26 protein-coding genes and 1 pseudogene are annotated in these 22,193 nt (G+C 71.9%); 9 read left to right on the top strand and 18 right to left on the bottom strand.

Going from position 1 to position 22,193, the window contains the following annotated elements:
- Positions 1-15 precede the first annotated feature (15 nt).
- The 3 genes from OG627_RS31055 to OG627_RS31045 all read left to right on the top strand — a co-directional run bounded on the left by OG627_RS31055 (position 16) and on the right by OG627_RS31045 (position 2,340).
- Positions 16-1,041, top strand: a complete 1,026-nt coding sequence (locus OG627_RS31055) for a 6-phosphofructokinase (protein WP_329070782.1) — start codon at positions 16-18, stop codon at positions 1,039-1,041.
- 128 nt (positions 1,042-1,169) lie between these two features.
- Complete coding sequence (locus OG627_RS31050) at positions 1,170-2,123, top strand: cytochrome c oxidase assembly protein (protein ID WP_329070780.1); 954 nt, start codon at positions 1,170-1,172, stop codon at positions 2,121-2,123.
- A 61-nt stretch (positions 2,124-2,184) separates the two neighbouring features.
- Positions 2,185-2,340 (top strand): hypothetical protein, encoded by a 156-nt coding sequence (locus OG627_RS31045; RefSeq protein ID WP_329070778.1) that lies wholly within the window; start codon positions 2,185-2,187, stop codon positions 2,338-2,340.
- Between the two features lie 87 nt (positions 2,341-2,427).
- Here the strand turns inward: OG627_RS31045 and OG627_RS31040 are convergent, their stop codons facing one another.
- Complete coding sequence (locus OG627_RS31040; RefSeq protein ID WP_329070777.1) at positions 2,428-3,630, bottom strand: SPFH domain-containing protein; 1,203 nt, start codon at positions 3,628-3,630, stop codon at positions 2,428-2,430.
- Positions 3,631-3,747: 117 nt separating this feature from the next.
- On the bottom strand, positions 3,748-3,969 hold the full coding sequence (locus OG627_RS31035) for a hypothetical protein (RefSeq protein ID WP_329070775.1): 222 nt from the start codon (positions 3,967-3,969) through the stop codon (positions 3,748-3,750).
- Positions 3,970-4,249: 280 nt separating this feature from the next.
- On the opposite strand from OG627_RS31035, the gene OG627_RS31030 reads away from it, so the two are divergent.
- Together OG627_RS31030 and OG627_RS31025 are read left to right on the top strand one after the other, a co-directional pair.
- Positions 4,250-5,167, top strand: coding sequence for an RNA polymerase sigma factor SigF (locus OG627_RS31030; RefSeq protein ID WP_329070772.1), 918 nt, complete (start codon positions 4,250-4,252; stop codon positions 5,165-5,167).
- A 158-nt stretch (positions 5,168-5,325) separates the two neighbouring features.
- Positions 5,326-6,555: a phospholipase D-like domain-containing protein gene (locus tag OG627_RS31025; protein ID WP_329070770.1), complete on the top strand. Its 1,230-nt coding sequence runs from the start codon at positions 5,326-5,328 to the stop codon at positions 6,553-6,555.
- A 54-nt stretch (positions 6,556-6,609) separates the two neighbouring features.
- Here OG627_RS31025 and OG627_RS31020 read toward each other — a convergent pair whose 3' ends face one another.
- The 6 genes from OG627_RS31020 to OG627_RS30995 form a co-directional block, all read right to left on the bottom strand.
- Positions 6,610-7,425, bottom strand: coding sequence for an SAM-dependent methyltransferase (locus OG627_RS31020; RefSeq protein ID WP_329070767.1), 816 nt, complete (start codon positions 7,423-7,425; stop codon positions 6,610-6,612).
- 202 nt (positions 7,426-7,627) lie between these two features.
- A complete protein-coding gene (locus OG627_RS31015) occupies positions 7,628-8,206 on the bottom strand; it encodes a hypothetical protein (protein ID WP_329070766.1) in 579 nt (192 codons plus the stop codon).
- Complete coding sequence (locus tag OG627_RS31010; RefSeq protein WP_329070764.1) at positions 8,203-8,730, bottom strand: DUF6286 domain-containing protein; 528 nt, start codon at positions 8,728-8,730, stop codon at positions 8,203-8,205. Before OG627_RS31010 ends, OG627_RS31015 begins: the two co-directional genes overlap by 4 nt.
- Complete coding sequence (locus OG627_RS31005) at positions 8,727-9,158, bottom strand: Asp23/Gls24 family envelope stress response protein (RefSeq protein ID WP_329070762.1); 432 nt, start codon at positions 9,156-9,158, stop codon at positions 8,727-8,729. Before OG627_RS31005 ends, OG627_RS31010 begins: the two co-directional genes overlap by 4 nt.
- Before the next feature lie 5 nt (positions 9,159-9,163).
- The gene (locus tag OG627_RS31000) at positions 9,164-9,340 is read right to left on the bottom strand and encodes a hypothetical protein (RefSeq protein ID WP_329070760.1); all 177 of its coding nucleotides are present in this window, start codon (positions 9,338-9,340) and stop codon (positions 9,164-9,166) included.
- A 118-nt stretch (positions 9,341-9,458) separates the two neighbouring features.
- On the bottom strand, positions 9,459-9,947 hold the full coding sequence (locus tag OG627_RS30995; RefSeq protein ID WP_329070758.1) for an Asp23/Gls24 family envelope stress response protein: 489 nt from the start codon (positions 9,945-9,947) through the stop codon (positions 9,459-9,461).
- Between the two features lie 250 nt (positions 9,948-10,197).
- Between OG627_RS30995 and OG627_RS30990 the strand changes: the two genes are divergently transcribed.
- Positions 10,198-11,256, top strand: a complete 1,059-nt coding sequence (locus tag OG627_RS30990) for an NAD-dependent epimerase/dehydratase family protein (RefSeq protein ID WP_329070756.1) — start codon at positions 10,198-10,200, stop codon at positions 11,254-11,256.
- Between the two features lie 151 nt (positions 11,257-11,407).
- Here the strand turns inward: OG627_RS30990 and OG627_RS30985 are convergent, their stop codons facing one another.
- From OG627_RS30985 to OG627_RS30950, 8 genes are all read right to left on the bottom strand, one after another.
- A complete protein-coding gene (locus OG627_RS30985) occupies positions 11,408-13,060 on the bottom strand; it encodes an alpha/beta hydrolase (protein WP_329070754.1) in 1,653 nt (550 codons plus the stop codon).
- Between the two features lie 165 nt (positions 13,061-13,225).
- Entirely contained in the window at positions 13,226-14,005 is a 780-nt protein-coding gene (locus OG627_RS30980; RefSeq protein ID WP_329070752.1) for an urease accessory protein UreD, read from the bottom strand.
- The gene (gene ureG, locus OG627_RS30975; RefSeq protein ID WP_329070751.1) at positions 14,002-14,679 is read right to left on the bottom strand and encodes an urease accessory protein UreG; all 678 of its coding nucleotides are present in this window, start codon (positions 14,677-14,679) and stop codon (positions 14,002-14,004) included. Before ureG ends, OG627_RS30980 begins: the two co-directional genes overlap by 4 nt.
- Positions 14,680-14,722: 43 nt before the next feature.
- Positions 14,723-15,469, bottom strand: coding sequence for an urease accessory protein UreF (locus tag OG627_RS30970; RefSeq protein WP_329070749.1), 747 nt, complete (start codon positions 15,467-15,469; stop codon positions 14,723-14,725).
- Positions 15,469-17,214, bottom strand: a complete 1,746-nt coding sequence (locus OG627_RS30965) for an urease subunit alpha (protein WP_329070747.1) — start codon at positions 17,212-17,214, stop codon at positions 15,469-15,471. Before OG627_RS30965 ends, OG627_RS30970 begins: the two co-directional genes overlap by 1 nt.
- Positions 17,207-17,518 carry an urease subunit beta gene (locus OG627_RS30960; RefSeq protein ID WP_329070745.1) on the bottom strand — a complete coding sequence of 104 codons (312 nt, stop codon included), beginning with the start codon at positions 17,516-17,518 and terminating at the stop codon, positions 17,207-17,209. Before OG627_RS30960 ends, OG627_RS30965 begins: the two co-directional genes overlap by 8 nt.
- A gap of 16 nt (positions 17,519-17,534) precedes the next feature.
- Complete coding sequence (locus OG627_RS30955) at positions 17,535-17,837, bottom strand: urease subunit gamma (RefSeq protein WP_329070742.1); 303 nt, start codon at positions 17,835-17,837, stop codon at positions 17,535-17,537.
- Positions 17,838-17,960: 123 nt separating this feature from the next.
- The gene (locus tag OG627_RS30950; protein WP_329070740.1) at positions 17,961-18,431 is read right to left on the bottom strand and encodes a TetR family transcriptional regulator C-terminal domain-containing protein; all 471 of its coding nucleotides are present in this window, start codon (positions 18,429-18,431) and stop codon (positions 17,961-17,963) included.
- Positions 18,432-18,508: 77 nt separating this feature from the next.
- On the opposite strand from OG627_RS30950, the pseudogene OG627_RS30945 reads away from it, so the two are divergent.
- Positions 18,509-19,336 (top strand): annotated as a pseudogene (locus OG627_RS30945) (ABC transporter permease); the annotation flags it as partial.
- Positions 19,337-19,455: 119 nt separating this feature from the next.
- Here OG627_RS30945 and OG627_RS30940 read toward each other — a convergent pair.
- On the bottom strand, positions 19,456-19,737 hold the full coding sequence (locus tag OG627_RS30940; protein ID WP_329070739.1) for a type II toxin-antitoxin system Phd/YefM family antitoxin: 282 nt from the start codon (positions 19,735-19,737) through the stop codon (positions 19,456-19,458).
- 188 nt (positions 19,738-19,925) lie between these two features.
- Between OG627_RS30940 and OG627_RS30935 the strand changes: the two genes are divergently transcribed.
- Positions 19,926-20,567 (top strand): ATP-dependent Clp protease proteolytic subunit, encoded by a 642-nt coding sequence (locus OG627_RS30935; protein WP_329070737.1) that lies wholly within the window; start codon positions 19,926-19,928, stop codon positions 20,565-20,567.
- A 566-nt stretch (positions 20,568-21,133) separates the two neighbouring features.
- Positions 21,134-21,607 (top strand): C40 family peptidase, encoded by a 474-nt coding sequence (locus OG627_RS30930; RefSeq protein ID WP_329070735.1) that lies wholly within the window; start codon positions 21,134-21,136, stop codon positions 21,605-21,607.
- A 109-nt stretch (positions 21,608-21,716) separates the two neighbouring features.
- On the opposite strand, the gene OG627_RS30925 is transcribed toward OG627_RS30930, so the two are convergent.
- Positions 21,717-22,172, bottom strand: a complete 456-nt coding sequence (locus tag OG627_RS30925) for an ATP-binding protein (protein ID WP_329070734.1) — start codon at positions 22,170-22,172, stop codon at positions 21,717-21,719.
- Positions 22,173-22,193: the final 21 nt, after the last annotated feature.

Genomic DNA, 22,193 nt, shown 5'->3' with positions numbered 1-22,193 from the left:
AAGGTATCCCGGGCTATGCGTATTGGTGTGCTCACCTCAGGCGGCGACTGTCCCGGCCTCAACGCCGTGATCAGGTCCGTCGTGCACCGGGCCGTCGTCGATCACGGCGACGAGGTGATCGGCTTCCACGACGGCTGGAAGGGCCTCCTGGAGTGCGACTACCGCAAGCTGGACCTGGACGCCGTGGGCGGCATCCTGGCCCGCGGTGGCACCATCCTCGGCTCTTCCCGGGTACAGCCCGCGCATCTGCGGGACGGGGTGGAGCGGGCCAGGGGCCACGTCGCCGATCTGGGGCTCGACGCGATCATCCCGATAGGCGGTGAGGGCACCCTCAAGGCCGCCCACCTGCTGTCCGAGGCCGGGCTGCCGATCGTCGGCGTACCGAAGACCATCGACAACGACATCGCCTCGACGGATGTCACCTTCGGGTTCGACACGGCCGTCGGGGTCGCCACCGAGGCGCTGGACCGGCTGAAGACCACCGCCGAGTCCCACCAGCGGGTGCTGATCGTCGAGGTCATGGGCCGGCACACCGGCTGGATCGCGCTGCACTCCGGGATGGCCGCCGGGGCCCACGCGATCGTGGTGCCCGAGCGCCCCTTCGACATGGACGAGCTGACCGAGCTGGTCGGCCGGCGCTTCTCGGCGGGCAAGCGGTTCGCGATCGTCGTGGTGGCGGAGGGCGCGAAGCCGCGCGAGGGCTCCATGGAGTTCGACGAGGGCGGCAAGGACGTGTACGGCCACGAGCGCTTCGCCGGTGTGGCGCGGCAGCTCTCCACCGAGCTGGAGGAGCGGCTCGGCAAGGAGGCCAGGCCGGTGATACTGGGCCATGTCCAGCGCGGTGGCACCCCCACGGCGTACGACAGGGTGCTGGCCACCCGCTTCGGCTGGCACGCGGTCGAGGCCACCCACCGGGGCGAGTTCGGCATGCTGACGGCGCTGCGCGGCACGGACATCGTGATGGTGCCGCTGGGCGAGGCCGTGGAGACGCTCAAGACGGTGCCCGCCGAGCGTTACGCCGAGGCGGAGTGCGTGCTCTGACCCGTGTCCCGGGGACGCCCGGAACCGCCCCCGCCCGCTGACGCGGCCGGGGGCGGTTCTACTCTGGTGCGGACAACCGGCGTGAATCGGGCCGGACTGTTTCACGCTCGTCCCACGGGAGCACACGGATGGATCACAGCGGGCACGGCATGACCATGGATCTGCCGCCGTTCACGCTGGGGCGGGGGCTGGCGTACTCGCCCGACCTCTTCTTCCTCATCGGCTGCGCGCTGGCGCTCGCCCTCTACGGCTGGGCCGTGCTGCGGCTGCGCCGGCGCGGCGACGCCTGGCCGGTGGGCCGCACCATCGGGTTCGTCTTCGGTGTGCTGACCGTGGCGCTGATGATGTGCACGGGGCTGAACGACTACGGCATGGTCATGTTCAGCGTGCACATGGTGCAGCACATGGTGATCAGCATGGTCTCCCCCATCCTGCTGCTGCTCGGCGCGCCGGTGACGCTGGCGCTGCGGGCGCTGCCGGTGGCGGGCCGGCGCGGCGCCAAGGGGCCGCGCGAGCTGCTGCTCGCGCTGCTGCACAGCCGCTACCTGCGAGTCATCACGCACCCGGCGTTCACGATCCCGCTGTTCATCGCGAGCCTGTACGGGCTGTACTTCACTCCGCTCTTCGACTTCCTGATGGGCTCCACAACGGGGCACATCGCGATGATGACGCACTTCCTCGCGGTCGGCCTGGTCTTCTTCTGGCCGATCATGGGCGTGGACCCGGGGCCGCACCGGCCCGGCTATGTGATCCGGATGCTGGAGCTGTTCGCCGGGATGCCGTTCCACGCGTTCTTCGGGATCGCGCTGATGATGGCGAGCGAGCCGATGGTCGCGACGTACAGCTCGCCGTCGGCCTCGCTGGGGATCGACGCGCTGACCGACCAGAACGCGGCGGGCGGTATCGCCTGGGCGTTCAGTGAGATCCCGTCGGTGCTGGTGCTGATCGCGCTGGTGTTCCAGTGGTACCGCTCGGAGCAGCGGCAGGCCAAGCGCTCGGACCGGGCCGCGGACCGGGACGGCGACCAGGAGCTGGCGCGGTACAACGCCTATCTGGCCTCCCTCCAGGCCCGGGGGCAGTAGCGCGAACCCCTCGTCACGGGTGACGATGGGCTTCACGGCCCCGGCCTGGAGGAGGACGCGCATGTCCGGATCCACGAAGACGATGGGCATGGTGACCGTCGGCGCGCTGGTCGCGGTGACGGGGTACACGGCAGCGCTCGGCAGCAGCGGCTGGCTGTGGTTCGGCTGGGTGGTCCTGTGCCTGATCACGGTCGCGATGGCAGCGACTCGCAGCTGACCGCGACACAGGGCCGAGACGCACAGGGGCGGGCCGTACGGTTCGTGAACCGTACGGCCCGCCCGTGTGGCCGGTGGGGAGCCGGTGTCAGTTGGACTCGGTGACGCGCAGGGAGGGCTTCCCGTTGACGCTCGGGGCGTTCTTCAGGCCGTCCGTCGCGCCCTTGAGCGAGTCGAGGATGGCCATGCCCTGGCCCACCAGACCCGCCGCCATGTCGTTCACCCCGTCGGTGCCGCTCAGCACGGTCAGGTGTGCGCCCGCCATGCCGCGGGCGGCGGCGTCGGCCAGCGCCGGCAGGTTCTCGACGGTGCGGTTGGCCGCGATCAGCTCCTGGTTGCCGTCCTTGAGGGAAGCGGCACGGGCGGTGTTCGCGGCGGCCTGGGCGTCGGCGAGGGTGCGCTCGGTGTAGGCGTCGCCGTCCGCCTCGAACTTCACCCGGTCGCGGGCGGCCTCGGCGAGGGTGCGCTGCCGGTACGCCTCGGCGTCCGCCGGGCGCCGTACCTCGGCCTCCAGCCGCTGCGCGGCCAGCCGTGCCTGCCGCTCGGCCAGCCCGGTCTGCTGCTCGATGGTCTCCTGCGAGGCCCTGGCCTCGGCGAGCGGTCCGGCCTGCGCGGCGCGGGCGTTGACCTGCTCCGTCTCGGCGTGGAAACCGGCCCGCTTGATCGCGGTGTCGCGTTCGTACTCGGCCTTGAGCGCGGCGGCCTGCTGCTCACGCTCGGACGCCTGCTGGTCGGCCCGTGCCTGGGCGATCCGCGCCTGGCTGGCGACCGCGGCGGCGTGCGGGGCGGCGAGGTTCTGGATGTAGCCGGTGGCGTCGCCGATCTCCTGGATCTGGAGGGCGTCCACGACGATGCCGAGCTTCTCCATCTCCGTGTGGCTGCCCTGCTTGACCTCCTGGGCGACCCGGTCGCGTTCCCTGATGATCTGTTCGACGGTCAGTCCGCCGATGATGGAGCGGAGGTGGCCCGCGAAGATCCGGCCGACCAGCTCCTCCATCCTGTCCTGTTCCGCCAGGAACCGGCGGGCGGCGTTGGCGATCGACACGGCGTCGTCGCCCACCTTGAACACCGACACCGCGCGGACGTTGAGGAGGATTCCCTGCTGGGTGACGCAGTCCTCGACGATCTCCGCCTCGCGCAGCGCCAGGGACAGCATGCGGACCTTGTGCTTGATGGGCATGACGAAGCTGCCGTGCCCGGTGACGATCCGGAACTGGGTGTCCTGCTCCTGCCGTTTGGAGCCGGATATGAGCATCGCCTCGTTGGGCGCGGGTACATGCCAGAAGAGCATGGCGGACTCCTGTCCTACTGCCCGCCGATCACGGCCGGCAGATCGCCTCCCCCGTGGGGCGGGTCCCCGTACGGGTGCGGGTCCCCGTGATTCAGGCCCGTGGTTCAGACCCGTGATTCAGGAAGGAAGGGGTTCCACGATCACCGACCGCGCCGAGATCGACTCGACGACGATCACGCGAAGGTGTCTGCCGATCGGACGGTCCGCCCAGGCCGCGTACGCCTCGGAACCGCCCCGTACGGACACCAGCACCTCGCCGGGCCCGTCGGCCGGGATCGGCACGGTCACTCTGCCGATCGCACCGATCGGACTCTGCGAGGAGTCATCTGCCACGGACATACGTCGTCGCTCCACCTGATTCGGTCATGGCGCGCTCCGGGCCTCATCAAGGACGCCCTCGACGCTGCGGCCGATGGCGACATGTCCTCGTATCCTCGCTTTAATCACCCTACTCCGCGCGGCGTCAGGAGGGCATCACGGCCGGCGAGGCCCGGCGAAAACGCACCGCGAAGACACCACGAACGCACCGCCCGAAGATTTTTCGCCGGTGCGCGCATACTCCTGGGCCGCCCGGGCACTCGCAGGATCGCAGAACAGCAGCTCCGGGAGGGATCACGTCATGCCGATATCCGCACCGTCCGCCGCCACGTCCACCGCCTCACCCGCTCCGTCCGCGGCGGTGACGGACCTCCCGGACGGCGGCACCCGGGACCGGACCGGCGAACTGCCGTGGATCGAGGACGCCGGAAAGGTCGCCCCGAAGGACGCGCGGGCGCTGTCGAAGCTGTTCTTCGACCAGCTCCAGGTCCTTGAGGAGGGCACGCGCGAGCACCAGTACGCGCGCAACACCCTGATCGAGATGAACCAGTCGCTCGTACGGTTCGCCGCGAGCCGCTTCCGCAACCGGGGCGCGGACGAGATGGAGGACATCCTCCAGGTCGGCACCGTCGGGCTGATCAAGGCCATCGACCGCTTCGACCTCTCCCGCGAGGTCGAGTTCACCACCTTCGCGGTCCCCTACATCATCGGTGAGATCAAGCGCTTCTTCCGCGACACCACCTGGGCCGTCCATGTTCCGCGCCGCCTCCAGGAGCTGCGCGTCGAGCTGGCCAAGGCCAAGGAGAGCCTCGCGCTCCTGCTGGACCGCGAGCCCACGGTGGGCGAGCTGGCCGAGCGGCTGGAGCTGACCGAGGACGAGGTGATCGAGGGGCTCGTCGCCGCCAACGGCTACAGCGCGGGCTCCCTCGACCTGCCGGCCGACGGCGACGACGGGGGGCCGGGCGGCGGGAGCCGTACGTACGCCGACACCCTCGGCGACCGCGACCCGGCCATGGAGCTGGTGGAGGACTTCCACACCCTCGCCCCGCTGCTGACCACCCTCGACGCGCGCGAGCGGCAGATCCTGGAGTTCCGCTTCGGCCAGGAACTCACCCAGTCGCAGATCGGCGAGCGGCTCGGCGTCTCGCAGATGCATGTCTCCCGGCTGCTGTCCCGTACGCTCGCCAAGCTCAGGACGGGCATGCTGGCCGAGGCGTGACCTCCGGCGCGCCCGCCGGAAGGGACACGGGAGCGGGCCGCGCCGAAGAGGGCCGCCCCTCCCGTGTCCGCCCGCTCCCCACTTCACGCACGACTCCCCCGCGCGCGACAACCCCTCTCGCACCACTCCCGCACCGTGACGCCGTCGAGGTAGACCCCATGAGCAGCACCCAGCAGCAGCCCGCGCTCCGCCCCGGGGACCCCGAGGGGCCGGCGGACCCGCCGCTCTCCCCCGAGGAGCGCGCGCTGCGGATACGGCGACGGCTGGAGCGGCTGATCGGGATCGCGGCGACCGAGGGCAACGCCCTGGTGCCGCTGCGCAACGGCGACGAGATCTTCTCCGCGATGCTGGACGCCATCGGCTCCGCCGAGCACACCGTCGACATGATGACGTTCGTCTACTGGAAGGGCGACATCGCCCGCCGGTTCGCCGAGGCCCTCGCCGACCGGGCCCGCGCGGGTGTCCGGGTGCGGCTGCTGCTGGACGGGTTCGGCAGCCGGCTGATCGACAAGGGCCAGCTGCGCGCGATGGAACAGGCCGGGGTGCGGGTGGCCTGGTTCCGCAAGCCGCTCTACCTCTCCCCCTTCAAGCAGAACCACCGCTGCCACCGCAAGGTACTGGTCGTCGACGAGATGACGGCCTTCACCGGCGGGGTGGGGATCGCCGAGGAGTGGTGCGGCGACGCCCGGGACGAGAGCGAGTGGCGCGACACCCATGTGCGGGTGAGCGGCCCGGCGGTGGACGGTCTCGCCGCCGCCTTCGCGCAGAACTGGGCCGAGTGTCACGAGGACCTGTTCGACACGCGGGACCGCTTCGTCGAGCACAGCCCGCAGGGCGGCGCGGTCGTCCAGGTGGTGCGCGGATCGGCGAGCTTCGGCTGGCAGGACATGCAGACGCTGCTCCGGGTCGTGCTGGAGTCGGCGCAGGAACGGGTACGGGTGGCCACCGCGTACTTCGCGCCCGACGCGTACTTCATCGGGCTGCTGTGCGCGACCGCGCGGCGCGGGGTGGCGGTGGAGATCCTGCTGCCGGGGCCGCACACCGACAAACGGGTCTGCCAGCTCGCGGGCCAGAACCACTACGAGGAGCTGCTGGCCAGCGGGGTGCGGATCTTCCACTACCGGCCGACGATGATGCACGCGAAGGTCATCACGGTCGACGGCGTCGCCGCGCTGGTCGGCTCGACCAACTTCAACCGGCGCTCGCTCGACCACGACGAAGAGGTCATGCTCGCCGTCCTGGACGACATGTTCACGACGACCCTCGACCGTCACTACACGGAGGACCTCGCGGTGAGCGAGGAGATCAAATCGACCCGCTGGAAGCGCCGTTCGCCGCTCCAGCGGGTCAGGGAAGCGGCCGTCGTCCCGATCCGCCGCTTCCTCTGAGCCGCCTCCTGCGAGCTGCTTCCTCCGAGCCGCCCCCGCGTCCCCGCGCCTCGCTCAGGCCGGCTTGCGGGCGATGGCGCCGTACATGGCGATGTCCCGGTCGTCCATCGGCTCCTGGTCCGCGTCGGGCCGCCAGTGGTGGACCTGGGTGAGGCCGGGCTCGACCAGTTCGAGACCGGCGAAGAAGTCCTCGGACTCGGCGCGGGTACGCAGCTGCATCGGCATGCCCCGGCGCGCGTACTCGGCGGCGACGCGGCCGACCTCGGCCGGGGCGAAGTCCGCGGTGCCGATGGTCATCGCGACGTAGCTGCCTGCGGGCAGCGGCTCCAGCAGGCGCTGGACCAGGCCGTGGTCGTCGTCGTCCTTGAGGATGAAGTGCAGAATGCCGATGATCATGAGCCCGACCGGCTCGCGCAGGTCCAGCAGCTCCTGGAACTGGGGCGAGCCGATGATCGCGTCCGGGTCCCGCATGTCGGCGTCGATGTAGGCGGTACGGCCCTCGGGCGCGCTGGTCAGCAGCGCGCGGGCGTGGGCCAGGACGATCGGGTCGTTGTCGACGTAGACGACCCGGGAGTCCGCGCTCACCTCCTGCACGATCTCGTGCACATTGGGCGAGGTGGGCAGCCCGGTGCCGATGTCCAGGAACTGCCGGATGCCCTTCTCCCGCGCGAGATAGCGGGCCGCGCGGTGCATGAACTCCCGGTTGGCGCGCATGTGCACGGGGAGCGCGGGCCACTCCCGGCACATCGAGTCACCGGCTTCCTGGTCGACCTCGTAGTTGTCCTTGCCGCCCAGGATGTAGTCGTAGACGCGCGCCGAGTGCGCCTCCCCCGTGTTGAAGCGGTCCTCCGGAGAATGCTGCGCTGCCATCTTCGCTCCTCCCCGGTCCGTCGCCCCGCGGTGAGGGGGTCGCGTACCGGTACCGGTTCTTCACTGATGCCTTGGCCAGAGTTTAGGCGCTCAGTGATCATTTCCGTAGGGGAAGGAGCCATTCGGCTGCGACGGCCGCGTCGGCGCCCCGGGATTCCGGGGCGCCGGCCCGGGTGCGGCTCCGGAATCCCGGAGGCACGGTTCAGCGCAGGACGCGGGAGTCCTTACTCACGGTGTCGAAGCGGAACTCGACCGTGACCGGGAGGGTGTCCAGATCGAGCGCCCGGCGCAGCCGGGGCAGCCCCTCGGCGTCCAGCCGGGCGCGGACGGCGCCCAGGTCGGTGCTCTGGTCCGCGCCGATCACCAGGGCGAGGACGGGTGCCCTGCGGGTGCCGGCGAGGGTGGCGTGGGCGGTGCGTACGCCCTCGTACGTGGTGACCTCGCCGACGAACGGCTCGGTGGCGGTGCTCGCCGCCAGCTCGGTGCGGCCCTGGTCGGGGTCCTGCTCCAGGCGCCAGGTGTGCGTCCGGGGCCTGCGGGCGAGCTGGGCGGCCAGCCAGCGCAGCGCGAGCAGTCCGACGACGATCGCGGCTCCGGCGGTGACGTACAGCACCCAGGTGGGCGGGGTGGCCGTGCCGGGTACGAGGGCGGCGTCCGGGTCGAGCACGGTGAGCCGGCGGAGGTGGGTGGCGCAGACGAAGCCGCCCCCGGCGAGCAGGAGCAGGCCGAGCAGGGCCAGCAGCGCGCGGTTGAGGCGGGCCGGGCGGTTGAGAGCGGTCATGAAGTGCTCCTGGTGGCGCGGAGTTTGACCTTCACGTCCGGGCGCCGGGCCGGGTCGATCTGGTCGAGGCGCTGTTCGAGGGCGGTGCGTACGGCGTCGGCGAGACCCTCGGTGTTCGTACGGTCGGTCCTGACCCGGGCGGCGACCCGGCGGCGGCGCAGCTTGAGCTTGACGCGGCTGACCCCGTCGACGCCTGCCGCTGCGGTGCGCAGTGTGCCGCGCAGGCCGCGCCGGGACGCGCCCGAGTCGAGATCGCCCGCCAGGGGCAGGACGGTCGGTCTGCCGGGCAGGACGGCCGCCAGCACCATCACCAGGCCGACCAGCGCGGCGGCGCCGCCCGCTACGGCCGGGCCCCGGTCGCTCCAGTGGGTGGCGCGCAGGTCGTCCTCGACGGCGCCGTAGCTGATCCACGGGGTCTGTCCCGCGATCATCTGGATGGCGACCGCGGCGACGACCGTGCAGGCGGCGAGCAGTACCAGCGCGGTGAGTGTGGCGGGGGCGGAGCGGCGGGGGCGGCGTTTCACAGGACCCTCCTGGTGTCGGCGACGGCGCTGTGCAGGGCGGTGACGGTGATGTCGACGCGTGACACCGTCAGCCCGGTGAACTCCCCCACGCGCTCCTTGAGATGGGCGCGCGCCGCCTCGGTGGTCCGCGCCACGGAGGCCGGGTAGCTCACCGACAGGCGTACGTCGAGGGAGGCGGTGGCGCCCTTGATCCGGGCGGAGACGGTGGCGGCGCCGTCGGGTTCCCCGGCGCCGACCGCGACGCCGAGCACCCGGCGGCCCACGCCGCCCACGCCTTCGACCTCGGTGACCGCGTGCGCGGCGATGCGCTCGACGGCCCGCTCGGCGATGGTGGTCACACCCCGCTCCCCTGGACCGGGCGCCGCGGGCGGCCCGGCGCCGGGGGCGCCCTGCGGGGACGCCTCGGTGGCGGTCATGGTGGTGGTCATCGCGGTCAGCCCCTGTCGCGGCCGACGAGCTGGGCGAGGTCGACCTTTCCGTCGAGGTGGAGTCCGACGAGCAGTCCGAAGAAGCCCAGGACGAGGACGACGAGGAAGGCGCCGAAGCCGCCGAACGCCGCGGCGAGTCCGAGGACCAGGCCGGTCAGCAGTCCGGTGTGGGTGCTGCTCATAGGGGTGTCTCCTGGGGTGGTGGGGGCCGGATTCGGGTACGGGGGCGGGCGGGGCCTGGCCGGGCGGACCGGTGCTGCCCGGCCCCGGCCGTTCGACGGCCGGCGAAGGCCGCGCGGGTCACCGCACCCGGCCGGACTCGGCCTTGTCGTCGCCCTCGTCGTCACCCGGGATGTGGACGTCGCTGACGTTGATGTTGACCTCGACGACCTCCAGCCCGGTCATCTGCTCGACCGCGTCGATCACATTGCGGCGGATGGCGCGGGCCAGGTCGGCGATGGACACGCCGTACTCGACCAGGATCTGGAGGTCCACGGCCGCCTGCCGCTCGCCGACCTCGACCGACACGCCCTGCCCAACGCTCGCGGAGGCGCCGGGGATACGCTCCCGGATCGCACCGAAGGCGCGCACGGCGCCGCCGCCCAGCGCGTACACACCGGACACCTCGCGGGCGGCGAGCCCGGCGATCTTCTGGACCACGGCGTCCGCGATGGTCGTGGTGCCCTTCTCCGAGACCAGCGCGCTCTCGGTGGCCACGCCGGAGAGTTCGGTGGAGCGGGCCTTGGAGTCGGTGATGGTGGCGGTGTTGGCGGTGGTGGAGTTCGCCATGGTGTGCTCCTCGGGTCCATGTGGTGTACGTGGGTCACGGGGGCCGCGCTCGTTCGTCGGCCGCCCACAGTGGATGGACCCCGCGACCCACGGATCATCACGATCCAACCGATGTGACCTGCGTCACTGTCCGAGTTGAGGGTGGGCGGAGGGACAGGACCGCCGGGCGTGCGGCCGTCACGCTGAGAGCGGATTCGCCACGGGTGAACTCCCCTGGGCGCGTTGCGGCCGCCCGCATAGCGTCCCTCGTATGAGTAGAGGCGACGCAGTGGTGATCGGGGCGACAGGACAGACCGGGAGGGCCGCCGTGGCGGCGCTCGCCGAGGACGGCTGGGAGGTGCGCGCGGCGTCGCGCGGAGGCGGCGGGGACGCACGGTGGCCCGCCGGGGTCCGGCCGGTGCGGCTGGACCGGGAGGACGGGGCGGCGCTGGCCGCGCTGGTGGGCGACGGCTGCGATCTCGTCGTGGATCTGGTGGCGTCCGGGCGGTCGCACGCCCATCAGCTGACCGGTCTCGCTGACCGGATCGGCTCGGCGGTCGTGGTCTCCACCGTCGCGCTGTACGAGGACGAGCAGGGGCGCGGTTTCGAGACCCAGGGCGATCCCGACGGCTCCCCGCGCTACCCGGTGCCGATTCCCGAGACCCAGCGGACCGTGGCGCCGAGCGACGCGACGTACGCGCGGGGAAAGGCCCTGCTGGAGCGGGAGTTGCTGGCGGCGTCGGACACGCTGCCGGTGACGCTCCTGCGGGCGGGCGCCATTCACGGACCGTACAGCCGCTCACCGCGCGAGCTGTACTTCGTCAAGCGGGCGCTGGACGGCCGGCGCCGACGCGTGCTGGCCTTCGGCGGCACGAGCCGCTTCCACCCCGTCCATGTCTCGAATCTGGCCGAGCTGATCAGGCTGGCGGCGCGCAAGCCCGGCGCGCGGGTGCTCAACGCGGGCGATCCGCAGGCTCCGACGGTCACGGAGATCGGCGCGGCGATCGACGCGGTGCTGGGCCGGGAGACCGAGACCGTGCTGCTGGAGGGGCCGTCCCCGGACGGGGTGATCGGCACGCACCCCTGGGGCATCGAGCACCCGGTCGTCCTCGACATGTCGGCCGCAGAGCGGGAGTTGGGGTACCGGGCCGTCACCGGCTACGTCGAGTCGCTGCCGGCGACCGTCGAGTGGCTGGTCGAGCAGGTGCGCGACCGGGAGTGGACGGAGGTCTTCCCGAACATGGTCCGCGGCTACGGCGCCGACCGGCTCTTCGGGTACGCGGCGGAGGACGCCTGGCTGGAGTCGCACGACCGGGGCGAGGCGTTCTGAGAGCGGGTGCGCGCAGATCAGGTTCTCACCGAGCTGGTTCGCACCGAGCGGGTCCGTACGAACTGCCCGGCAGGGGGAGACCGGTGTGCGATCGGTCGCCCCCTGCCGTTGTCATCAGCCTGCCGTTGTCACGTGAACTGCGCGGCTACGGCTACGGCTTGGGCGTGGCGTGCGGGTCGCACGTCACATCGCCGCTGTCGACCGATCCCGTCAGCAGGTACGCCTTCACCCGGTCGTTGACGCACGGGTTGACCAGGTTGGTGATGCCGTGCGAGCCGGCGTCCTTCTCCGTGATCAGGCGCGAGCCCTTGAAGCGCATGTGCAACTCGACCGCGCCCGCGTACGGCGTGGCCGCGTCCCGGGTGGACTGGGTGATCAGCACCGGCGGCAGGCCCTTGCCGGTCTTCACCTCCACCGGGGTCTGCTGCTTGACGCCCCAGGTGGCGCACGGCAGGTTCATCCAGGTGTTGGACCAGGTGAGGAAGGGGTGGTCGCGGTGGATCCGGGTGGTGTCGCGGTCCCAGGTCTTCCAGTCGGCCGGCCACTTGGCGTCGGTGCACTCCACCGCGGTGTAGACCGCGTTGCCGTTCTCCGACTTGGCGTTGCCCGCGGTGTCCGACAGGTCCGGCGACCCCGCGTCGATGAGCGGCTGGGTGTCACCCGCGAGGTACTTGCTCCACAGGGTGGCGGTCGACACCCAGGCGGAGTCGTAGTACGGCGCGCTGGTGAAGACGTCGAGGAGTTCGGAGGGGCCGACGACCCCGCCGAGCGGCTCCTTCTTGGCGGCGGCGCGCAGCGCGTCCCACTGCTGGGCGACCTTCGCCTCGGTGTCGCCGATGTGGAACGCGGCGTCGTTCTTCGCGACCCACTTCATCCAGTCCTGGAACCGGGTCTCGAAGGCGATGTCCTGGTCCAGGTTGGCCTGGTACCAGATCTTCTCCTTCGACGGGTTCACCACGCTGTCGACGACCATGCGCCGTACGTGCGAGGGGAACAGCGTGCCGTACACGGCGCCGAGGTAGGTGCCGTAGGAGACGCCGACGTAGTTCAGCTTCTTGTCACCGAGCGCCGCCCGGATGACATCCAGGTCGCGCGCGGTGTTCGGCGTCGTCATGTGCGGCAGCATCTCGCCGCCGCGCTCCTTGCAGCCGGCCGCGTACTCGGCGGCCAGCTTGCGCTGCGCGCGCTTGTCGGCCTCGCTGTCGGGTACGGGGTCGGCCTTCGGCGCCTTGACGAACTCCTGCGGGTCGACGCAGGAGATGGGCGCGGAGTGGCCCACGCCGCGCGGGTCGAAGCCCACGAAGTCGTACGCCTTGGCGGCGTCCGCCCAGATCGCGTTGTTGGTGACGACGCGGCGCGGGAAGGCCAGGCCGGAGCCGCCGGGGCCGCCCGGGTTGTAGACCAGGGAGCCCTGGCGTTCGCCCTTGGTGCCGGTGGAGCCGATACGGTCCACGGCGATCTCGATCTGCTTGCCGTGGGGCTTCGCGTAGTCGAGCGGAACCTTCACCCAGCCGCACTGGATCGGCTTCTCCAGGGCCCAGTCGGCCGGGCAGTCGCGCCAGTCGACGCCCTGCTTCGCCGCGCGGGCGGCGGCGAGGGCCGTGCCACTCGCCGCCGCGGCGTTCGCCGCCGCCTCACGGGCTGCCTCACGAGCGGTCTCACGGGCCGCCTCGACGGCCGCCGAGCCGCCCGCCGCCCGGCCGTCGCTGCCGTCCGCGCTCGCGATCGGGGCGGCGATCGCGCCGGCTATGAGCGTGCCCGCTATCAGAGTGCCGGCCGAACCGAGCACTGTGGTGCGTCTCAAGTGGTTTCTCCCCCTGTGTGGCGCGCCGCTCCCGCGGCGCGGTCCCCTGTATTCGGTGGATCGGTTTTCTGTCGGGCTCCCCGATCTTTCCGCCTGTGAGGCGGCTGAGAACAGGCCGGGCGGCCCTTTCTTTACCGAACCAATAACCGGAGAGTGTGGTACCGCTCAGCGGTACGCGTCCAGTCCCGCGACGTGTACATCGCCCCACAGGTCCTCGCGTACGCCGTCCAGCACCCGGCGCAGCCGCAGCGCGTCCGGTGCGACCGCCGTGACCAGAAAGGCCGGTCCGGCGAGCGGGGTGAGGACGGCGGTGTCGCCGAGCATCCGGGGCGCCACCGGCTTCTCCTCGAACTCGGGCGCCACGCAGAGCAGCTGCCCGACGGCGCGATGTCCGCCGAGCACCGCTCCGCCGTCCCAGCCACCGGGCGCGCCGGGACCGTAACCGGCCTCCTGGTCGAGCAGCGGGCGTCCGGCGCGGTGGACGGTCAGCCTGCTGAGGAGGGTGCCCGGCGGTTCCCCGTGGCGGCCGAGGATCTGCTCCTCGCGCAGCACGAGCCGGGCGGTGGCGGCGAGTTCGACGCGGGTGCGCATGCGCAGCTCGCTGCCGTGCGCCGCGATGAGCTGCTCCGGCAGCCAGTAGAGCCGGGCGTCCTCCCGCACCGTCAGCCGCACGTCGTAGTGGGCCGGGCCGTCGGCGCCGTCGCGGCGTCCGGGCAGGGCGACGGTCGCGGCGGCGGAGTCCACGGTGAGCCGGGCCCCGTCCCGTACCTCCACCTCGACGGCCAGCCGGTCGCCGCCGAGCGGCGCGCTCATCGCGCCGACCACGGTGACCCGGCTGCCCGGGCCCTCGGCGCGGGTCCGGCGTACCGCGAGCGGACCCTCGCCCGCCAGCACCGGGAGTCCGGCGCGGGTGGCGACGATCCGGGCGGTGGCGCGGACGCTCACGCCGTCCAGGCGGCGAGCCGCGCCAGCACCCAGTCGGCGACGGGGGCCACGCCGTCCTCGCCCCGCAAGGAGGTGAACAGCACGGGCAGTTCGCCGCGCTGCTCCTTGGCGTCGCGGGCCATCCGGCCGAGGTCGGAGCCGACGTACGGCGCGAGGTCCGTCTTGTTGATCACGAGGAGATCGGCGGTGGTGACGCCGGGGCCGCCCTTGCGCGGGATGTCGTCGCCGCCCGCCACGTCGATGACGAAGATCTGCGCGTCGACGAGTCCCCGGGAGAAGGTGGCGGTGAGGTTGTCGCCGCCGGACTCCACCAGGATCAGATCGAGCGGCCCCACGGCTTCCTCCAGGTCCTCGACGGCTTCGAGGTTGGCGGAGATGTCGTCGCGGATCGCGGTGTGCGGGCAGGCCCCGGTCTCGACGGCCTGGATGCGTTCGGGCGGCAGGACGGCCTCTCTGAGCAGGAATTCGGCGTCCTCGCGGGTGTAGATGTCGTTGGTGACGACGGCGAGGGAGTGCCGGTCGCGCAGGGTGCGGCAGAGCGCGGCGACGGTCGCGGTCTTGCCGGAGCCGACGGGCCCGCCGAGACCGACGCGCAGCGCGCGCCGCCGGCCGTCGGGGCGCACGGCGTCGGCGCTGACGGCCGCGGGTCCTTCGTGACTGTGGTCGAGATGCATGGTGCGGCTCCTGGACTCCGGTGGCGGTAGCGGCGGGATGGGGTTACGAGGCGAACAGCCGGACGGGCCAGGCGGCGTGGGCCTGGGCGGTGATGTCGAGCAGGGGCCCGGAGGCGGCGGGCAGCGCGTCGGTCCCCTCGTACGCCGCCAGCGCGGCCCGCTCGGCGGCGCGGGCCGCGACCTCGTCCAGCTCGGGCGCGAGCCGGGCGAGCACGGCGGTGGCCTCGAAGGGGTCGAGCCCGAGCAGCCGTACGGTGGCGGTGGCCGGGCCGCTGACCGCCTCGTACAGGGCGCAGTACGCGGCGTCCTCGGGGCCGAGTCCGGCGGACCTGGCGGTGAGGCCGAGCACCACCGGCTGGTGCGCGCCGCGCGGCAGGGCGGCGGCGAGCGCGGTCAGTTCGGGGCCCGGCCAGGTGGCCCGGGCGGCGCGCATCAGCTGGCGGCCGAGTCTGCGCGCGGTGGCGCGGAGCGCGGGCGAGGGGGTGCGGGCGTCGGCCGCCGTGTCGAGTTCCAGCGGGTCCAGGCCACCGGCCGCGGCGGCGGCGAGCGCCGCCGAGGTCAGGCCGGTGGTGTGCAGCCGGCCCCGGCAGAACTCCGCGAGGTCGCCGGCGTCCTTGATCCGGCCCGCCTTGACGGCCGGTTCGGCGCCGCCCGAGTGGGCGTGGCCGCCGGCGGGGAACCGGCCGTCGGCGAGGACGAGCAGTGCGGCCCGGCCGCCCGCGCCCCGCGCGACTCCCGCGCCGCCCGTCGTGGCCCCCGTACCGCCGCAACCCTTCGTGGAGACGCTCATCAGAAGAGGAAGTAGCGCTGGGCCAGCGGAAGTTCGACCGCGGGCGCGGGTTCGACCGGCTCGCCGTCGATCGTCACCGTGAAGGTGTCGGCGTCGACCTCGACGCGTGGCAGCGCGTCGTTCTCCCGCATGTCCGCCTTGCTGAGCCGCCGGGTGTTGCGGATCGGGACGAACGCCTTGCGCAGGCCGAGTCGTTCGGGCAGTCCGTCCTCGATCGCCGCCTCCGAGACGAAGTTGAGGGAACCGGCCGCCGCCGCCCTGCCCAGGGCGCCGAACATCGGCCGGGGCAGCACCGGCTGGGGCGTCGGGATGGAGGCGTTGGCGTCGCCCATCTGCGCGTAGGCGATCTGGCCGCCCTTGATGACGAGTTGCGGCTTGACGCCGAAGAAGGCGGGGTCCCAGAGCACCAGATCCGCGAGCTTGCCGGTCTCGACCGAGCCGATCTCGTGGTCGAGTCCCTGCGCGACGGCCGGGTTGATGGTGTATTTGGCGACATAGCGGCGGGCCCGGTGGTTGTCCGCACGGCCGTCGCCCGGCAGGGCGCCCCGGCGCTTCTTCATCACGTGCGCGGTCTGCCAGGTCCGCATGATGACCTCCCCGACCCGCCCCATCGCCTGGGCGTCGGAGGAGATGATCGAGATCGCCCCGAGGTCGTGCAGGATGTCCTCGGCCGCGATGGTGGAGGGCCGGATGCGGGACTCCGCGAAGGCGAGGTCCTCGGGCACTGCGGGGTTGAGGTGGTGACAGACCATCAGCATGTCGAGGTGTTCCTCGATGGTGTTGACGGTGTGCGGCCGGGTCGGGTTGGTGGAGCTGGGCAGGATGTACGGCTCGGAGACGACCGTGATGATGTCCGGCGCGTGCCCGCCGCCCGCCCCCTCGGTGTGGTACGCGTGCAGGGTACGCCCGGCGACGGCGGCGAGGGTGTCACCGACGAAGCCCGCCTCGTTGAGGGTGTCGGTGTGGATGGCGAGCTGCGCGCCGGTCTCCTCGCAGACGCCCAGGCAGGCGTCGATGACGGCGGGGGTGGCGCCCCAGTCCTCATGGATCTTGAACCCGAGCGCGCCGGAGCGCAGTTGGGCGTGCATCGCGTCGCGCGAGACGGTGTTGCCCTTGCCGAGCAGCCCGATATTGACCGGAAAGGTCTCCAACGCCTCGAACATCCGGGCCAGATGCCAGGACCCCGGGGTGATGGTGGTGGCCTTCGTGCCCTCCGCGGGCCCGGTGCCGCCGCCGATGAGGGTGGTGACGCCGCTCGACAGTGCCTGGTCGACGATGGTCGGCGAGATGAAGTGGACGTGCGCGTCGATCGCGCCGGCGGTGACGATCTTCCCGTTTCCCGAGATGACCTCGGTCTCGGGGCCGATCACCAGATCGGGGTGGACCCCGTCCATGGTGTCGGGGTTGCCGGCCTTGCCGATGCCGGTGATCCGGCCGTCCCTGATCCCGAGGTCGGCCTTGATGATGCCCCAGTGGTCGATGATCAGGGCGCCGGTGATGACGGTGTCGGGCGCGCCCTCGGCCCGGGTCGTACGGGACTGGCCCATCGACTCGCGGATGACCTTGCCGCCGCCGAACACCGCCTCGTCCCCGGCGAGTCCGGGGCCGCCCGAGCGGTCCTCCTCGATCTCGACCAGCAGATCGGTGTCGGCGAGCCGGATCCGGTCGCCGGTGGTGGGTCCGAAGAGATCGGCGTACCGGGCGCGGGACAGCGCGGTCCGGCCGGTGCTGGGCTGCTCAGTCATCGAGAGATCCTCCGGTCTCTCCCCGCAGGCCCGGGACGACCCGCAGTCCGGCGAGGGGTACGAGTGCGACGGCGACGGGGATCCCGGGCTCGAACCGCACCGAGGTGCCCGCGGCGATGTGCAGCCGCTTGCCGCGGGCGGCGGCGCGGTCGAACTCAAGACCGGGGTTGGCCTCGGCGAAGTGGTAGTGGGAGCCGACCTGGACGGGCCGGTCGGCGGTGTTGAGCACGGTCAGCGAGGTGACCTCACGGCCCTCGTTGAGGACGACCGGCTCCTCCGCGTAAAGAATCTCTCCGGGAATCATCGGCGGCGCTCCCCCGTCAGACGATCGGGTCGTGGACGGTGACGAGCTTGGTGCCGTCCGGGAAGGTGGCCTCCACCTGGACGTCGTGGATCATCTCGGGGATGCCCTCCATGACGTCGTCCCGGCCGAGCACCTCGCGGCCCGACACCATGAGTTCGGCGACGGTCCTGCCGTCCCTGGCGCCTTCGAGCAGATGCGCGGTGATCAGGGCGACCGCCTCGGGATGGTTCAGCCGCAGTCCGCGCGCCCGGCGCCTGGCGGCCACATCCGCGGCCACATGGATGAGCAGGCGTTCCTGCTCATGGGGTGTCAGTTGCACGCTTCCACCTCAACGTCCTCCGGGTCGTCTCCGGCCCGGGTGACGGCCGGGCGCGGCGCGAGCCTAGCCACATTCAACATTTCGTTGAACACCGACCGAGACTTTCACAGCCGGATGCGCACATTAGGACGGAAGTTTTACCGGCGCGTTAACAGCGGGCACGGCGCCGGGCCCGTCGCCACCCATGGACATCAGGGCACGCAGCCCGTTCTGGAGGACCTCGATGGGCACCTCACCGAAGAGCGCCTGCTGCGCCATGAACCCCTGCGCCGTGGCGATCATGGTCCTGGCGACATCGAGGGCGGGCACGTCCGCCCGCATCAGACCGGTCTCCTGGTACGCCTCGATCAGCGGAATCCACACCGCGCGCAGCCCATCGAACCCGTCGCGGAGAATCTCCGCCAGCTCCTCGTTGCGCAGCGTCTCGGCCCACACCTGGACGATCAGCCGCGCCGACGTGCGCAGGTCGCCGCCCACCACCAGGCCGCCCCCCTCCAGAACCTCCCGCATGACCTCGCCCAGCAGCGCGTCGGGCAACAGGAGCGGGCGGGTGCGCGCGGCCCGGTCGAAGGCCCCCCGGACGGCGCCGAGCACTTCGGTGGCGATGGCTCCGATCAGCTCCTCCTTGCCGCCGAAGTAGCGGTAGACCGCACCGGCGGAGAGGTCGACCTCGCCGTCCGGGCGCCTTCGACGTCCACCGCTACGCCGACGAGGCCGCCGCCCGCACGGCCGTCGAGGACCGGGTCGTATACGGCGCCGTGGTGGCGGGGCCCGAGGGCATGCGCCTGCTGACGGCGTCGGCGGCGGGCCCGGTGGTGGCCCAGCTCCTCTCCCAGGCGGTGACCGCCGGGGCGCCGGGGCCCGACTCCGTCACCGTGGTCGACGTGGTGCCGACCCCCTCGGCCGATCCACGCGGCGGCGTGCTGGGCGCGAGCCTGCTGCCGCTGGCGCTGGCCGGGATGGTGACCGGCGTGGCGGTGACCGTACTGGGGCTGCGCGGGGCGTGGGCCGCGCTCGGCCTGACCGGCGCGGCGGGGGCGGCCGGAACAGCCGTCACCGCCCTGACGCACAACTGGCTGGCGGCGCTCACCGGCGACTGGTGGGCGGAGGCCGGGGCGATCGGGCTGACCGTACTGGCCATCGGCGCGGCGGTCGCCGGGCTCGCGGCGCTGATCGGACAGGCCGGGTTCGCCGTCGGCGGCGTGCTGATGGTGCTGCTGGGCAACTCGTTCTCGGGCGTGACGAGCGCGCCCGAGCTGCTGCCGGCGCCCGTCGGGGCGATCGGCCAGTGGCTGCCGCCCGGCGCGGGCGGCTCGCTGCTCCGGTCGGTCGCGTACTTCGACGGCAGCGCGGCGGGGACCCCGGTGCTGACGCTCTCCCTGTGGGCGGCGCTCGGGCTGGCGGCGGTACTCGTCGGCGGACGGATCCGCAGGCGCGCGCCCGCCGACGACGCCCCGGCGACCGAGGACCGTACGGCGACGCCGGTACCCGTCGGCTGACGCCCCGGCCCCTCCGACCGGCCGCGCGCCCCCGCTGTAGCGGATGGGGGCGCGCGGCTTCCCCGTACACACCCCTCGCGAGCCGCACACGTCACTCGCGGGATGCCGCTCGCACTGTGTCAGTCGTGCTCCGGCCGGTGTTCGGCCGCGATTCCGAAGCGGCGCCGCTCCTGCGGCCCGGACGACGACACCGCCGGGCGGATCGTCGACACCGAGCTGATCACCTGCTCCTCCGCCTGCTCCGGCTCGCCTTCGAGCCGCTCCAGATCGGCGGCGGAGACCAGTGCGACCAGCGGCTTCCCGTGCCGCGTCACGACCACGCGCTCGCCGCCGTACACGACACGGTTGATCAGATCGGCGAGCTCTGCCCGCGCTTGCGTCACCGGAATCTCGTAGGCCATGACCCCCAGCCTATTTCCCCGCACCGGCGCCCGGCAGGTCCGGACCGGACGGCGGGCCCCGCCTCTCCCCCTACCTCTCCCCCCTCCGTGGGCCGCACGCGTAAGCCTGACGACGTTCTGTACGTCCTGTACATTTTTCACAGACGCGCACGCTGCGGATACCCGCGCTTTCGAGGAGAGGCATGCCCATGAACCGCCCTTCGGCCCGTTACGTCCTGCCCGAGTTCACCGAGCGGACGACCAACGGGAGCCGGACCCTCGACCCGTACTCCAAACTCTTCGCGGACCGGATCATCTTTCTCGGCACCGCCGTCGACGACACCTCGGCGAACGACGTGATCGCGCAGTTCGTCCATCTCGAATACGACGCGCCCGACCAGGACATCCGGGTCTACATCAACTCGCCCGGCGGTTCGGTCGACGCCATGTCCGCGATCTACGACACGATGCAGCTCGTCACCTGCGACGTGGAGACGACCTGCCTCGGGCAGGCCGCCTCGACCGCCGCCGTCCTGGTGGCCGCCGGGACGCCGGGGAAGCGGATGGCCCTGCCGGGCGCCCGGTTCGTGCTGTGCCAGCCGAGGGCCGAGGAGGCCGTGCGCGGCCAGCCGTCCGATCTGACGATCCACGCGGAGGAGATGCTGCGTCAGCGCAGCCTGCTGATCTCGATGTTGACCCGGCACACCGGACAGAGCGAGGACCGGATCGCGGACTCCATCGAGCGGGACACCATCCTCGACGCGCCGGGAGCCAGGTCGTTCGGGCTGATCGACCACGTGATCGAGAGCCGCAAGACCTCCGCGCGCCGGCTCGGTTCCGTCGACGGGTGAGACGCGGAAGCGGCGCGGCGGGAGCGAAACGGGGGCGCGGCGCGGCGAGCTGCTCCCGTACGGACGCGTCCATATGAGAAACCCTCACCCGTTCAACGTATGAACTGCCGGGACATCTGCGGGGAGTCGAGTTGCGCGCCGAGGCCGGGCCACTATGGCGCGGCCCCGGATTCCCGCAGGCGCGGACCTCATCGGGCGTCAGGAACCCGGTAGGAAAAACCCCTTCGCCACTCCTATGGGTCAGCCGTGAGGAAGTTCACATATCGTCGTTTCAGCTCGGAAATCGGCGCGTTCTTGGGTCAAGATCCCTGGGACGACAAGCCCCCGCCACCCCCGGCGGGGCGATCCGGGCGGACGCCGAGTCCTGCCGCCGTTCCGGGTGTCTGAGTCGACAGGAGTGGATCGGCAGGAGTGGAGGACCCAATCAGTACGGGACGACGCCGGTCGTGGTCGTCCCTTGGGGTGAAGCCGCGGGAACTGTCTCCGACAGGGCTCCGCGGCCGGGCGACTTCGCCGGCCCGAACCCGACAGGTCATCCTTCACAGGCGGCTGACGAAGGGTTGCGCATGACTGCGCAGACATATGTCCCGTCTTTGCTGTCCAGGACCGGCGCGGTATCGGTCCTCACACTCGCCGCCGTCGGCGGCACGCTGCTCGTACCGGGCGCCGCGTCCGAGGCCGAGGCGGCCACACGCGGCGTCAAGGCGCTGAAGGTGGCCGCGTCGAAGAAGGGCTCGCCGTACAAGTACGGGGCCACGGGACCGTACCGGTTCGACTGCTCGGGGCTGACGGCCTACTCGTTCAAGAAGGCCGGCAAGAAGCTCCCGCGTACCGCGCAGCAGCAGTACAACAAGACGCGTCACGTCTCGTCCTCGAAGCGGCGCAAGGGAGACCTGGTGTTCTTCCACTCGGGCAGAAACGTCTACCACGTGGGGATCTACGCGGGCAGCGGCAAGATCTGGCACTCCCCGAAGACCGGCGCCCTCGTGCGGCTGGAGAAGATCTGGTCCAGGAGCGTCTGGTACGGGCGGGTGAACTGAGCGGGCCCCCGGCCGGGCCCCGCGCACCGGGCGCCGACGGGCGCTGATCCGCGGGCGGACGGGCTCTGATCAGTGGCGGGGCCGGCCAGGCGCCGGCCGGTCCCGCCGGTCAGCCACCGCGCACCTGGACCGCAGCGGCCGTCCCCGCGGCCGTCCAGGGCAGCACGATCCAGACCGTCTTGCCGCCCTCCGGGGTCGGGGTGATGGAGAGCCGTCCGCCGTACTCGGCGGCCAGCGAGCGGATGATGACCAGCCCCCGGCCGTTGTCCTGCTGCACGGCCGCCGGCAGCCGCTGCGGCCAGCGCGGGTGGCTGTCGGTGACGCCGATCCGCAGCCGCTCCTCGCGCTCCAGCCTGATCTCCACGGTGAACGTGGGCGACTGGCCGAAGGTGTGCTGCACGGCGTTGGTGGTCAGTTCCGAGACGATCAGCCGTACCGTGTCGGCCGTCTCCGCCCCGGTGGGCAGTCCCCACTCCGTCAGGAGGTCGGCGACATATCTTCGCGCCGTCGGTACCGACGCGGGATCGCTCGGCAGGGTGATGGATGCTTCCTGGTGGTCTGCCATGACGATGCCGTCCCTTTCCAC

Origin of the sequence: Streptomyces sp. NBC_01429, from assembly GCF_036231945.1 — a bacterium.
Classification (GTDB): domain Bacteria; phylum Actinomycetota; class Actinomycetes; order Streptomycetales; family Streptomycetaceae; genus Streptomyces.
Note: the sequence above shows the minus strand (reverse complement) of the source record. Positions and strands in the feature narration are given on the sequence as shown.